This is a genomic window from Psychroserpens sp. XS_ASV72, from assembly GCF_041224425.1.
In the GTDB taxonomy this organism is placed as follows: domain Bacteria; phylum Bacteroidota; class Bacteroidia; order Flavobacteriales; family Flavobacteriaceae; genus Psychroserpens.
This window is the reverse complement of record NZ_JBGFGL010000076.1, coordinates 224,471-238,552: the sequence shown is the minus strand read 5'-3', so window position 1 is coordinate 238,552 and position 14,082 is coordinate 224,471. Positions and strand designations below refer to the sequence as shown.

Here is a 14,082-nt window from a genome sequence, read left to right as displayed (position 1 = left end):
TTATAAAAGCCTTCAAGAGTTTCATCTTGAAGGCTTTTTTGTTTAGGGCAATTCATGTATTTTTGAAATACTAAATTTTAAATCATGAACTACATCCTCTTCGATGGTCCATCGCGTAACAATCTTTTGCCATTTACGTTTACCAGACCAGTGGCAGACATTCGTGTTGGGATTTTAACTATTAGGGAAAAGTGGGAAATGTATCTAGGTTATACCACTACAACACTTACCGAAGACTATTTGTCTGAAAAGTATCCTATGGTTGAAATGGATCATAACATCATGATCAATGCCTCATATTTACCTAATCATGAATTGGTGGCTATGGTCAAATCCTTGGAAGACAATCAAGCCATTTTTAACGAAGAAGAGGTTATTGCATTTTATTCTAAAGATACTCAAGAGGAAGTCGATTTTGATAGTTATGAAGCTATAGAGTTTGAATCTGAGGTTTTAAAAATTGAACATACTTGGGATATTTTTTCTAAAAATGGCGACGCCATTCAAGATGATTTTGAGCTTATCACTCATGACCGAAAATCGGAGTCTATCCCTAATTCAGTAAACGTTATTAATGGTCAAAATGTTTTTATTGAAGAAGGTGCCAAATTGGAATTTGTAACATTGAACGCTAGTTCTGGTCCGATTTATATTGGTAAAGATGCTGAAATTATGGAAGGTAGTGTAATTCGAGGCCCTTTTGCTTTATGTGAACACGCAACTGTTAAGCTTAGTGCCAAAATTTATGGTCCAACAACCATTGGTCCTCATAGTAAGGTTGGAGGCGAGGTTAATAATTCGGTCATTTTTGGATATTCCAATAAAGGTCATGATGGCTTTTTAGGAAACTCAGTGCTTGGTGAATGGTGTAATTTAGGTGCCGATACCAATAATTCGAATCTCAAAAACAACTATGCTGAAGTGCGTCTTTGGAATTACGAAACACAAGGGTTTGCTCGAACAGGATTGCAGTTTTGCGGACTAATGATGGGAGATCACAGTAAATGTGGTATCAATACGATGTTCAATACTGGTACAGTTGTTGGTGTTAGTGCCAATATATTCGGAAGTGGATTTCCAAGAAATTTTGTACCTAGCTTTAGTTGGGGCGGAAATTCAGGATTTACAACCTATTTAACAAAAAAAGCTTTTGAAGTAGCTGAAGTTGTCATGAAACGACGAAATATAGAATTTTCTGAAACCGATAAAGCCATTTTGGAGCATGTGTTTGAAATCACTAAACAGTGGCGTAAAAGCGACTCATAAATTTACATAAAATGAAACAATACCTACTTTTATTACTAATCGTTATGTCTTCTACGATTCAAGCCCAAGATCAATACACTTTAAAAAACCTTGCCATTAACGATAAACTTAGTCAATATGGTGTGGTCTATGTAAAAGATAGCATTGTCTTTTTTTCGAGATATAAGGTCAATAGTTTTGGATCTGTTGAGCGCAATAGTGGAAATCAGCAAATATTTACGCTCTATCAAGGGGTTATGAATCAAGATGGAGAAATCACGAATGCCAAGGAATTTGTGTCTTCAGATCGATTTGTGTTCAATAGTTCCAGTGCTGGTTTCAGTAAAGATGGAAAGTATATTTATGTAACGACCAATGAGAAGAAGAGAGGAGATGTATACAAGTATGATGATAAGACTAGAAACCTTAGAATGGAACTTGGTGAATATGTAGAGGGAAAAGGCTATATGAAATTCAAACCATTGCCATTTTGCGACGAAAGGTATTCGTATGCACATCCATCTGTTAGTCCTGATGGACAGTATCTTTACTTTACTTCAAACATTCCTTTGGCCAAAGGTCCGACCGATATTTTTAGGGTTAAGATTTTAGGCAATAATCGTTATGGAGATATTGAAAATATCGGAGCACATGTAAATTCTCCAAGAAAGGAAATGTTCCCTTTTATAACTGAAGGAAACGTACTGTATTTTTCTTCAGATCGTAATAAAGGTTATGGCGGACTGGATTTGTACCGAGTTGAAATGAAGGCAGATGGTACTTTTGGAGATCCTGTTTTAATGCCTAAGCCAATCAATAGCGAAGCCGATGATATGTGCTTTGAATTGTTGCCTGACGGAAAATCGGGTTTTTTTTCCTCAAATCGTGAAGGTGGAAAAGGGGAGGACGATATTTATTATTTTACAAAAGATTAACCTATATTTATTTTTTTCAAAAATAAGTAAAACCACAAACCAGAAATTATGTTAGGAATAATTCTCATAGTAATCATAGGAAGACAGTTTTTCAAATTAGCCGAACAGTATCGTCAAAACAAGTGGTTGTTTGCAATTCTTGGAGTTCTAAGTTATTATGTGGGTGCTTTGGTTGGCGGTGTTATTCTAGGTACTGTTGATGCTTTTGTTAATTTGGGTATTGATTGGGATAATAATCTTTTAATGACAGTAATTGCCCTTCCTTTTGGACTTGGTACAGCGTATCTTTTCTATTATCTATTGAATAAGAATTGGAGTAAAAATGTGGTTTTGGAAAAAACCAACGAGATTCAAGATATTGGAAAGGATGTTGATGACTTGGAAAATTACCGTTGAGTTTTTTTCACCCGTTTTAAATCCAATAAATTAATTGGATTGATGCCTAATCCTGAAACGTCCTTTCTTGTAAATCGTACGACCTCATCATAAAATAAGGGTACTACTGGTGTTTTAGCCATGACTAAACTATCCATTTTTGAATATAGGGATTCACGCTGTTTTACATCAGTAATAGAGAAGGCTTCTTCATACCAAGCATCAAATAGTTCACTTTTAAAATGGGTGTAGTTTGGACCATTTGGTGCAAAATTTTCACTGTAGTATAAAGAGAGGTAATTTTCTGCATCAGGATAATCGGCAACCCAACTTGCTCTAAACAAATCCAATTTGCCATTGGCCTTAGCATCTTTTAAGGTAGCCGCAGGAATCACATCTACATTGACATTGATGCCTATTTTTTGGAGCTCACGTTGAATGTATTCACAAAAGCTTAAATAATTACTTGTTGTAGTGATGGTGATTTCTGGATTCTGAATTCCAGTTTCAGTTTTAAAGTCTTGAACCAGCTCTTTTGCTTTTTCAGGTTGGTAGGAATATCCTATTGTAGCATTATATCCTGGAAGCCCTTTTGGAATAAAGCCTCCATGGGCAGGAATGCCAATGCCATTACGTAAATACGTCATCATTTTCTCTCTGTCAAATCCATAATTAATCGCTTTTCTAAGTAAATCTGATTGAATGGCCGAAACCTCAGTATCCATATAAAAAGCCAAATATTCTGTGTTGAGGTAAGGTCCGCGAATCATATTCACATTACTAGCATATTGTGATCTTAATTTGCCATCAGCAGTAAGAATTTCGTCTTTATATGAAGCGTCCAATCCAGAAACGAAATCAATATTGCCTTGGGCAAATTGTAAAAACTCACTTTGTTTATCTGGTAAAAATGTGATGGCAACAGCTTCTAGATAAGGTAGTTTAGTTCCAGTATTGTTAATTTCAAAATAATTGGGATTTTTTCTAAAGACCAACTTTAAATTTTCTTCCCAACGCTTGAATTGAAATGGTCCAGTACCTATTGGATGCGACCTGAAATCTGATTGATAATGCTCAACAATCTCCTTTGGAACCACAGAGCAATATTTCATGGTCAACAGTCCTAAAAATGCAGGAAATGCCTGCTGAAGCTCAATTTTGAAAATAGAGTCATTAACAGCTTCAAAGTCTTTAACCTTGTTTAAGGTCCAACTTCCTGGAGAAGCAATTTTTTTATCCAATAAACGATTAAAACTGTATTCAAAGTCACTAGCAACGACTGTTCGCGTAGAATCATTTCCAAATATATTGTGTTTGTGAAAAGAAACATCTTTCCTAAGTAGAAAAGTGTATGAAAGTCCGTCATCTGAAACAGTCCATTCTTTCGCAATACATGGCTGCACATTCATGTCACTATCCATTTGCACCAACCCATTGAATAATTGATTCACAGCCCAAATGTCTGCATTGTCTTTGGCAAACGCAGGATCTAATGATCCGATATTTTTGTGTTCATTATAGCGAAATACAAGATGGTCTTTATTGGAAGAGGTTGTATTGCTGCAAGAAATGAGAAGTAATATGTTGAAAACCCATAAAAAAGGCTTTAAAATCAAGGATTTATAAGGCTTAGATTTTAGGATATAACTCATTAATTGTAAATTTGCAGACTTTAAATTAGAAAACGAGTAAATATAATTAGATTTCCAAGGCTATGGAAATCCGTTGACAGGATATGAATAAAAAAGTTGCATTTTACACTTTAGGTTGCAAGCTAAATTTTTCGGAAACTTCTACAATTGCTAGAAATTTCTCTTCGGAAGGATTTGAGCGTGTAGATTTTAAGGAAATAGCAGATGTTTATGTTATAAATACCTGTTCGGTTACCGAAAATGCAGATAAGCGTTTCAAGTCCATTGTCAAGCAAGCTCAAAAGGTCAATCCTGATGCTTTTGTTGTTGCAGTTGGTTGTTATGCACAATTGAAACCACAAGAATTGGCAGATGTTGATGGTGTTGATTTAGTACTTGGTGCCACTGAAAAATTCAATGTCACTAGTTATCTCAACGATTTGACCAAAAATGATATGGGAGAGGTACACAGCTGTGAAATTCAGGAAGCCGATTTTTATGTTGGAAGTTATTCCTTTGGAGATCGCACAAGGGCTTTTTTGAAAGTTCAGGATGGTTGCGATTATAAATGTACGTATTGTACTATTCCATTGGCACGAGGCATTTCGAGAAGTGATACTTTAGAGAATGTCCTTAAAAATGCCAAGGAGATTTCTGATAAAAATATTAAGGAAATTGTCCTTACAGGTGTTAATATAGGCGATTATGGTAAAGGAGAGTTTGGTAATAAAAAGCACGAGCATACATTCTATGAATTGGTACAAGCCTTAGATGAAGTGGAAGGTATTGAGCGTCTACGTATCTCTTCTATTGAACCTAATCTGCTCAAAAATGAAACCATAGATTTTGTCGCTGAAAGTAATACGTTTGTACCACATTTCCACGTGCCACTCCAAAGCGGAAGCAATTCCATTTTAAAATTGATGCGTCGAAGATACATGAAAGAATTGTACGTTGATCGCGTGAATAGAATTCGAGAAGTGATGCCGCACGCCTGTATTGGTGTTGATGTAATTGTTGGATTTCCTGGAGAAACTGAAGAGCACTTTCTGGAAACCTATAATTTCCTTAACGAATTGGATATTTCGTATTTACATGTATTTACATATTCTGAACGTGATAATACCATTGCTGCCAATTTAGATGGTGTGGTTCCAAAACGTGTGAGAGCTAAGCGTAGTAAAATGCTTCGAGGTCTTTCAGCAAAAAAACGTCGTGCTTTTTATGAAAGTCAATTGGGAACGCAAAGAACAGTACTGTTTGAAGGCGAAAATAAAGAAGGCTATATTCACGGATTTACAGAAAATTACGTAAAAGTCAAAACACCTTGGAATCCAGAGTTGGTCAATACGTTGCAAGGTGTTGAACTCACTAAAATTGACGAGGATGGAATGGTGCGTTTTGAGTTTGTAAATGAAATTGCTGTATAACAAAAAGAGTCCAAAAAAAAGCCGAAGTAAAAACTTCGGCTTTTTTTATCCATTTAACTTATATACGAATGCCTACGGGCAACATTTTCTTGTATTTTCTATGCCTTCTGATAAATTTCGCAATCTCAGGACTTGTAGGTACGACACTAATATTGCGATCTGCAATGGTATCAAAAACCAACGTTAAAAAATCTTCTTCAAAATCGTCAGAATGTATAGTTTCTGGAATAATAAGCTTTGTTAAAAAAATCTTTCGATCTTGTAAAGCGTATTCAATTTTGGCAAGTTCAGTATCAACCTTTAATTCAAATTGACGTAAAAATTCATTGTCAATCAATTCTGCTGCATCAATCATAATAATTTTGTATTTAATTCAATGGTCGGTAGGGTAGAACTATAGATTTACATAGTTTTGTATTACAAAATTACAAAAAAAAAAGAAATTAAAAATCACTGATACCTAAATCCTTATGTCTCAGGAGCTCATACATGTTTATTTAATGCCAGGAATGGCTGCTAATCCTTCTATTTTTGAACACATCAAACTTCCGGAAGAGCAATTTCAGGTTCATTGGCTCGAATGGATGATTCCAGAATTACATGAAACGCTGGAATCTTATGCCAAAAGGATGATAGAAAAAATTGAGTATGATAACGTAGTGCTTTTAGGTGTTTCCTTTGGAGGTATTTTAGTACAGGAAATGAGCAAGTATATGACGTTGAGAAAACTCATCGTAGTGTCAAGTGTTAAGTGCAAGCATGAATTACCTAAGCGAATGAAGCTCATGAAATTTACCAAAGCCTATAAGCTTTTACCAACACAATTGGTTAGCAATATAGACGTTTTGGCAAAGTATGCTTTTGGTGAAATGGTTACTAAACGTATTGAACTTTATAAAAAATACTTATCTGTTAATGACAAGCGTTATTTAGATTGGGCCATAGAACAAGTTATTGAATGGAACCAGGAAGAGCCAAATCCGCAAGCCATATACATACATGGTGATAAAGATGCCGTGTTTCCACATTCGTGCCAAGGCAATTGCAAAGTTATTAAAGAGGGAACACACATTATGATTATTAATAAGTACAAATGGTTTAATGAAAATTTGCCAAAACTTATTTTGGAAGAGGTATAATGCCAAAAGAAAACTTTATATTTATAAAAAAAGACCATGAATACAATTAAGAACATATTTACTGCTATTGGTATCCTGTTTCTTTCAGGACTGTTCATCTATGCCATTCAAAAGGCTCCAGGTGAAGACCAAACCAAAACGAACCCAAACGCTCTAAACGAAAAGGCTGTAAAAGACTATAATGTATATGCCATTACACTGCCTGAGCAAATGGATTTTGCTGGTGAACAGGTACCACTAAACAATCCTGATATATTAGAACGACTCGATCGTGAGTTACTGGTCAATACATACTGGCAATCCAATGGATTATTAATGTTCAAACGTGCTGCAAAATATTTCCCAATAATTGAACCTATTTTGAAGAAAAATGGCATTCCAGAAGATTTCAAATATTTGGCTGTAATAGAGAGCGGACTCTCAAACGTGGTGTCTCCTGCTGGAGCAACAGGTGTCTGGCAGATCATGAAGGCAACGGGTAGAGAGAATGGTCTTGAGGTTAACTCAAACGTTGACGAGCGTTATCATTTGGAAATGGCAACTGAAGTGGCTTGTAAGTACCTTCAAAAAGCAAAGGATGATCTGGGAACGTGGACTCTAGCTGCTGCAGCTTATAATGCTGGAAATGCTGGAATTTCTAGACGATTGAAAGAGCAAGGTGTTAAAGGCTATTATGATTTATTATTAGGAGAGGAAACGGGTCGCTATCTTTTCAGAATTGTAGCAGTTAAGGAAATCTTGAATCATCCTAAAAAGTATGGCTTCAATTTCAAGTCAGAAGATCTTTATGCAAGTGTTCCTACTTACAAGGTTGAGGTTGATACTGCTGTGACCGATTTCTCAAAGTTTGCCAAGCAATTTGACATCAATTACAAAATATTGAAACTTCACAACCCTTGGCTAAGAGAACCACACTTGAATAATAGCTCAAGAAAACAATATTATATCGAGATACCTAAAAAAGGATATTATTCGGTCAAGCCTTAGATGTTAGAATATATAAAAGACCATATTTGGCCAATCGCCTTAATCGTCAACTATGTACTTGCTGCAGGAGTTGTTGTCCTGATTCTTTTAAAGAACATCAATCCCGCTAAAACACTTACGTATATTCTTGCTCTGATCTTTTTTCCTTTTATCGGACTTATTGTTTATTATTTGTTCGGACAAGAGTACAGGAAAACAAAAATTTTTAACCGAAAGGATATCGCTAACAGTAGTATTATCAAATCCGTTGGAGAAAACCTTAGAGTAAGAAAAAAAGATTTAGAGAACATCAATAAGGATTTGGATGACAAAATAAAATTGATCAAGCTTCTAAAATCGAGTGAAAAATCACCTTTGACCTTCAATAATGATGTTACGGTTTTAAGAAATGGAGAGGCAAAGTTCAAATTCTTATTGGAAGATCTAAAACAGGCCAAAAAATACATCCATATTGAATACTACATTGTTAAAGATGACGCTATAGGAACAGAGCTTTTGGATATTTTAACCGAAAAAGCAAAGGCTGGTCTCGAAGTCAAATTGATATATGATGATGTTGGAAGTGAATTGTCTTCTGCTATGAAACACCAACTCAAGGAAAGTGGTGTAGATCATTATCCGTTCATGCCTGTTATTTTTTCAAGTCTTACAGGAAAATCCAATTATAGAAATCATAGAAAAATCGCCATAATAGACGGATTGATTGGTTATGTTGGAGGTATTAATATCTCTGATACTTATGTCAATTATGAAAACCCCAAATTGTATTGGAGAGATACCCATTTAAGAATTCATGGTGAAGCAGTTAAAGTGCTACAATTTCATTTTTTAACGACTTGGGACTTTGTTACTAAAAATAAAATAGAAGTGAAGGAAGATTATTTTCCAGATGTTTCTGTAGATAAAAATGTGGCTGTACAGATTGCTGCTAGTGGTCCAGATACCAATTGGGCAAATATTATGTTAGCTATTTTGACAGCTATAAATAATGCAGAAGACTACATTTATATTACAACACCCTATTTTATTCCTAACGATGAAGTGTTAACTGCTTTAATGATAGCCTCTAAAGTTGGCGTTGATGTGAAATTGATTGTTCCTAAAGAATCAGATACTTGGATTGCAGGAAGAGCTACAGATTCCTATCTTGAAAATTTAATGGAGGCAGGTGTGCAGGTCTATAAATATTCCAAAGGATTTGTTCATGCCAAAACAATGGTTGTAGATGATGTTTTTTCTACTGTAGGAACTTGTAATCTAGACAACAGAAGTTTCAATATCAATTTTGAGATCAATGCACTTATCTACGATAAAGAGCAAGCACAAATTCTTAAATCTCATTTCATTGAAGATTTAGAAGATAGTGAACGCCTTTATTATGAAACATGGAAAGACCGTTCCAATGTATCCAAACTAAAGGAATCTTTTGCCAGACTCTGGTCACCTCTTTTATAAGGTTTATCGACGACGCATATTTCTGTTTCCGTAATGTTGCTTCGGAATTGAAGTCTTCTTCATCTGCTGCTTCATCATTTTGATTTGATCGGCAAGCATATCGCGTTTGTCAAGTTTTTTTGCTTCAGCTAATAGTTTTTGGGCCTCTTGTGGTCTTCGTTTGCTGAAGGCAATTCCAGCTAAGTTTAATTTTGCCATGGCTAAGTCGTGATCCATAGATAAACCTAAGCTTACGGCTTTCTTAAAATATTTTTCGGCATCATTCATATTGGTTTGGGAAACCATGATACCATGTAAAAAATTGTAATAACCTTCTTGTTTTTTTACCAAAGCCGCTGAAGGATTCTTAATTTTATTCAACCACTTTTTTGCGCCTTCAAAGTCTTGTTTTCTCAAACGAAGGAAAGCCAACAAGATAAATTCGTTTTTGAAGTACAAAAAGACAAATATCAATGAGAGAAGAATATACATGATGCCATTGCCTATGTAGCCTTCAATAAATTGATAAATAGCATAGGCAAAAATCAATATAGCAATTACTAATTTTATATTTTTATTGAACATTTTTCGGTTTTACAATTGGGTTGCAAAGGTAATAAAAACAATTGAAAATAATTTTAATTTAAGGTTTGGCAAACTAAAAACTCTTTGTATATTTGCACGCAGTTTTGAGGACTGCTCAATCTAAGTCGAAACAGAAACAAGGTATAATAAAGATATAAGACAATGAGTAAGAGAACATTTCAGCCGTCAAAGAGAAAAAGAAAAAACAAGCACGGTTTTAGAGAAAGAATGGCTTCTGTAAATGGAAGAAAAGTTTTAGCGCGTAGACGTGCTAAAGGAAGAAAGAAATTGTCTGTATCTTCTGAACCAAGACATAAAAAATAATGATTAACAATTGTTAATATTTTAAGGGTGTTACTTAGGTGTAACACCTTTTTTTGTACCTATATGTTACCTAATTTTGCAACCATAAAAATAGAAAGATGCCAAAAAACGAATCCCTAAAATCCATCCTTATTATTGGTTCTGGGCCAATTATTATCGGACAAGCTTGTGAGTTTGATTACTCAGGAACCCAAGCTTTACGATCGCTTCGTGAAGATGGAATTGAAACCATTCTTATCAACTCCAATCCTGCAACCATCATGACTGATCCTACAATGGCAGATCATGTGTATTTGTTGCCTTTAACTACAAAGTCTATCATAAAGGTCTTGAAGGAACATCCTCAAATTGATGCGGTATTGCCAACAATGGGAGGACAAACTGCATTAAATCTTTGTATTGAGGCTGATGAAAAAGGCATTTGGGAAGATTTTGATGTAAAACTTATTGGTGTCGATATTGAAGCGATAAATATTACCGAAGACAGAGAGCAATTCCGAGAACTGATGGGCAAAATAGGTGTTGGCATGGCACCTCAGGCTACAGCAAACTCTTATTTAAAGGGGAAGGAAATAGCTCAAGAGTTTGGTTTTCCATTGGTAATTAGAGCATCGTATACCTTAGGTGGTGCTGGTGCTTCTTTTGTATATAAGGAAGAAGATTTTGATGAGTTATTGACTCGCGGACTAGAAGCTTCGCCAATTCATGAGGTCATGATTGATAAAGCTTTAATTGGTTGGAAAGAGTATGAGTTAGAGCTTTTAAGAGATAAAAATGATAACGTTGTTATTATCTGTACCATTGAAAATATGGATCCAATGGGAATCCATACTGGAGACTCTATTACCATTGCTCCTGCCATGACACTTTCTGATAAAACTTTTCAGAGAATGCGTGATATGGCTATCCATATGATGCGTAGTATTGGTGATTTTGCAGGTGGTTGTAATGTCCAGTTTGCAGTAAGTCCAGATGAAGAAGAAGAGATTATTGCCATTGAAATCAATCCAAGGGTATCGCGTTCTTCAGCCTTGGCTAGTAAAGCCACTGGATATCCAATTGCAAAGGTTGCTGCTAAATTGGCTATTGGTTATACTCTAGATGAATTGAGCAATCAAATTACAGGCTCTACTTCAGCCTTGTTTGAGCCAACATTAGATTATGTAGTTGTGAAAATTCCACGTTGGAATTTCGATAAGTTTGAAGGTTCCGATCGTCAACTCGGACTCCAAATGAAAGCCGTTGGCGAAGTGATGGCTATCGGTCGATCATTTCAAGAAGCGCTTCATAAAGCAACACAATCCCTTGAAATTAAGCGTAACGGGTTAGGTGCTGATGGAAAGGGATACAAAGATTACCAGCAAATTATTGATAAATTAACCTATGCAAGTTGGGATCGTGTATTCGCCATCTATGATGCCATTCAAATGGGCATTCCGCTTAGTCGCATCCACGAGATTACTAAAATCGATATGTGGTTCTTAAAGCAATATGAGGAATTACATGAGCTCGAAAAAGAAATTTCAACCTATACTATCGATACCATAGATCGTGAATTGCTATTGGAGGCCAAACAGAAAGGCTATGGAGATCGTCAAATAGCGCACATGTTAAAGTGTTTGGAAAGTCAAGTGTATAACAAACGCGATGAATTCAAGATCAATCGTGTGTACAAGTTAGTAGATACGTGTGCTGCAGAGTTTAAAGCGCAAACGCCTTATTATTACTCTACTTTTGAAAATGAAGTGGAAACAGCAGATGGTCAAAAGTTTGCAGCCAACGAAAGTGTGGTTTCTGATAAAAAGAAAATCATTGTTTTGGGATCGGGACCTAACCGAATCGGACAAGGGATTGAGTTTGATTACTGCTGTGTGCATGGTGTTTTGGCGAGTTCTGAATGTGGTTATGAAACCATTATGATCAATTGCAATCCTGAAACGGTTTCAACCGATTTTGATATTGCTGATAAACTGTATTTCGAGCCTGTATTCTGGGAGCATATCTACGATATTATCCGTCATGAAAAACCAGAAGGTGTTATTGTTCAGCTTGGCGGACAAACAGCACTCAAATTAGCTGAAAAATTAGATCGTTATGGAATCAAAATCATTGGTACAACCTACCAATCATTAGATTTGGCTGAAGATAGAGGTAGTTTTTCAACCTTATTGAAAGAAAACAACATTCCTTATCCAGAATTTGATACGGCTTCAACAGCCGATGAAGCTTTAGCCGTTGCCGATCGATTGGATTTTCCAATATTGGTAAGACCTTCCTACGTTCTTGGTGGACAAGGTATGAAGATTGTCATCAATAAAAAGGAATTGGAAGAACACGTTGTCGATTTACTTCGTAAAATTCCAAATAATAAACTCTTGTTAGATCATTATCTCGATGGTGCCATTGAAGCGGAAGCCGACGCTATTTGTGATGGCGAAAATGTGTATATCATTGGTATCATGGAACATATTGAGCCATGTGGTATTCATTCAGGAGATAGTAATGCAACCTTACCACCTTTTAATTTAGGGGAATTTGTGATGCAGCAAATCAAAGACCATACGCATAAAATTGCACTAGCACTTAATACGGTTGGGTTGATCAACATTCAGTTTGCCATTAAAGATGATAAGGTATATATCATCGAGGCCAACCCAAGAGCATCTCGAACTGTGCCTTTCATTGCTAAAGCTTATGGAGAACCTTATGTGAATTATGCAACAAAAGTGATGTTAGGACACAATAAGGTGACAGACTTTGACTTTAAGCCACACTTGGAAGGATACGCTATCAAGCAGCCTGTGTTTTCATTTAATAAATTCCCTAATGTGAATAAGAAATTAGGTCCAGAAATGAAGAGTACAGGAGAAAGTATTCTATTTATTGATAGTTTGAAAGACGACGAGTTTTACAACTTGTATTCTAGGCGAAGAATGTATTTGAGTAAATAAGTTATTTTTTTTGATAAAATGTTAATCTTAGTTATCTAAAAATTACTAATTTAGCTAATGATTAAAGTGATGCTATGAAAACAAAACTACTATCAATATTATTTTCAATTGTTTCCTCTTTTGCATTTGCCCAGAATATTGCTGCTGGACAAACAAGTGATTTTTCTTCAGGTGTTCAAGGATGGATACATCAAATTTCTAATGCAAATGATCCTGTTCAAGTTCCTACTGGTGGACCTGCGGGAGCTGGTGATGCTTTTTTAAGAGTTACCAATTCAGTTATGACTGGTTCAGCTGGATCAAAACATCTTTGTATTAACATGGATGCTGAATGGACAGGTAATTATACAGCTGCTGGTATTGTAGCTATTACATGTGATGTTCAAAATCCAGGAACCGAGACATTGCATTTGAGAGTAGCTCTCAATAAATCGTTTCCTAATTGGGCAGCATCAGCAAATCCAATAGTGGTGCCTCCTGGTACTACTTGGACATCCATAACGTTTCCTTTGAATTCATCAGATTTGGTAATATCTCAAGGAGGTGCTACCATAGCTGATATTCTTGCAGATGTAGATCAAATTAGAATTGTGAGTAATGATGGTACTAGTCCAACCGATCCTATCCACAAAGGTCAAGGAGGTGTGGCTAGAATTTCTGAACTAGATAATATAACAGCTGTTGATGTTCTTGGAGTTTCACAATTTGAAACGTCTAAGGAGTTTTCTATATCTCCAAATCCCGCCACTTCTAAGTTGAATGTATATTTACCATCAAACACCGAAAATGCTGTAATTTCAGTTTTTGATGTATTGGGTAAACGCGTTTACAAAAGGGAGATTGATGCACTTACATCTTCATCAATTGATGTGTCAAATTGGAATAGTGGCGTATATTTAGTGAGAATTTCTACGGATCACAACACACAAACAAAACGCTTTGTGAAGCAATAATTGTTTTAATTTATATACTCAAAGCCATTGACAGATGTCAATGGCTTTTTTTGTAGTTTGATTTTTGATTTTCAATCCATTAAAAAAAATTGA

Annotated in this window: 13 protein-coding genes; 10 read left to right on the top strand and 3 right to left on the bottom strand. The window is 35.6% G+C overall.

The features are described 5' to 3' along the window. Positions 1–84: 84 nt before the first annotated feature. From AB9K26_RS08375 to AB9K26_RS08365, 3 genes are read left to right on the top strand one after another with little or no spacing between them, the layout of a single operon-like run. On the top strand, positions 85–1,266 hold the full coding sequence (locus AB9K26_RS08375) for a GlmU family protein (RefSeq protein ID WP_369972104.1): 1,182 nt from the start codon (positions 85–87) through the stop codon (positions 1,264–1,266). A gap of 11 nt (positions 1,267–1,277) precedes the next feature. After that, positions 1,278–2,180: a TolB family protein gene (locus AB9K26_RS08370; RefSeq protein WP_369972103.1), complete on the top strand. Its 903-nt coding sequence runs from the start codon at positions 1,278–1,280 to the stop codon at positions 2,178–2,180. Between the two features lie 48 nt (positions 2,181–2,228). Then, the gene (locus AB9K26_RS08365; RefSeq protein WP_369972102.1) at positions 2,229–2,576 is read left to right on the top strand and encodes a hypothetical protein; all 348 of its coding nucleotides are present in this window, start codon (positions 2,229–2,231) and stop codon (positions 2,574–2,576) included. Here the strand turns inward: AB9K26_RS08365 and AB9K26_RS08360 are convergent. After that, the gene (locus tag AB9K26_RS08360) at positions 2,567–4,207 is read right to left on the bottom strand and encodes an ABC transporter substrate-binding protein (protein WP_369972101.1); all 1,641 of its coding nucleotides are present in this window, start codon (positions 4,205–4,207) and stop codon (positions 2,567–2,569) included. The two genes, AB9K26_RS08365 and AB9K26_RS08360, sit on opposite strands and share 10 nt — an antisense overlap. Before the next feature lie 83 nt (positions 4,208–4,290). Between AB9K26_RS08360 and mtaB the strand changes: the two genes are divergently transcribed. Then, a complete protein-coding gene (gene mtaB, locus AB9K26_RS08355) occupies positions 4,291–5,616 on the top strand; it encodes a tRNA (N(6)-L-threonylcarbamoyladenosine(37)-C(2))-methylthiotransferase MtaB (protein ID WP_369972100.1) in 1,326 nt (441 codons plus the stop codon). Positions 5,617–5,674: 58 nt separating this feature from the next. Here the strand turns inward: mtaB and AB9K26_RS08350 are convergent, their stop codons facing one another. Then, positions 5,675–5,971 carry a GNAT family N-acetyltransferase gene (locus AB9K26_RS08350; RefSeq protein WP_369972099.1) on the bottom strand — a complete coding sequence of 99 codons (297 nt, stop codon included), beginning with the start codon at positions 5,969–5,971 and terminating at the stop codon, positions 5,675–5,677. Between the two features lie 115 nt (positions 5,972–6,086). Between AB9K26_RS08350 and AB9K26_RS08345 the strand changes: the two genes are divergently transcribed. Genes AB9K26_RS08345 through cls form a run of 3 tightly spaced genes read left to right on the top strand, consistent with a single transcriptional unit; the run spans position 6,087 to position 9,197 of the window. Beyond that, positions 6,087–6,755 (top strand): alpha/beta hydrolase, encoded by a 669-nt coding sequence (locus tag AB9K26_RS08345; RefSeq protein WP_369972098.1) that lies wholly within the window; start codon positions 6,087–6,089, stop codon positions 6,753–6,755. Positions 6,756–6,791: 36 nt separating this feature from the next. Next, positions 6,792–7,742: a lytic transglycosylase domain-containing protein gene (locus AB9K26_RS08340; protein ID WP_369972097.1), complete on the top strand. Its 951-nt coding sequence runs from the start codon at positions 6,792–6,794 to the stop codon at positions 7,740–7,742. Then, positions 7,743–9,197, top strand: coding sequence for a cardiolipin synthase (gene cls / locus AB9K26_RS08335; protein ID WP_369972096.1), 1,455 nt, complete (start codon positions 7,743–7,745; stop codon positions 9,195–9,197). A 3-nt stretch (positions 9,198–9,200) separates the two neighbouring features. On the opposite strand, the gene AB9K26_RS08330 is transcribed toward cls, so the two are convergent. After that, complete coding sequence (locus AB9K26_RS08330) at positions 9,201–9,761, bottom strand: DUF2892 domain-containing protein (protein WP_369972095.1); 561 nt, start codon at positions 9,759–9,761, stop codon at positions 9,201–9,203. A 162-nt stretch (positions 9,762–9,923) separates the two neighbouring features. Between AB9K26_RS08330 and rpmH the strand changes: the two genes are divergently transcribed. From rpmH to AB9K26_RS08315, 3 genes are all read left to right on the top strand, one after another. Continuing rightward, positions 9,924–10,085, top strand: a complete 162-nt coding sequence (rpmH, locus tag AB9K26_RS08325) for a 50S ribosomal protein L34 (protein WP_369972094.1) — start codon at positions 9,924–9,926, stop codon at positions 10,083–10,085. A gap of 98 nt (positions 10,086–10,183) precedes the next feature. Further along, a complete protein-coding gene (carB, locus tag AB9K26_RS08320; RefSeq protein WP_369972093.1) occupies positions 10,184–13,036 on the top strand; it encodes a carbamoyl-phosphate synthase large subunit in 2,853 nt (950 codons plus the stop codon). A gap of 74 nt (positions 13,037–13,110) precedes the next feature. Continuing rightward, positions 13,111–13,989, top strand: a complete 879-nt coding sequence (locus tag AB9K26_RS08315; RefSeq protein WP_369972092.1) for a T9SS type A sorting domain-containing protein — start codon at positions 13,111–13,113, stop codon at positions 13,987–13,989. Positions 13,990–14,082 lie beyond the last annotated feature (93 nt).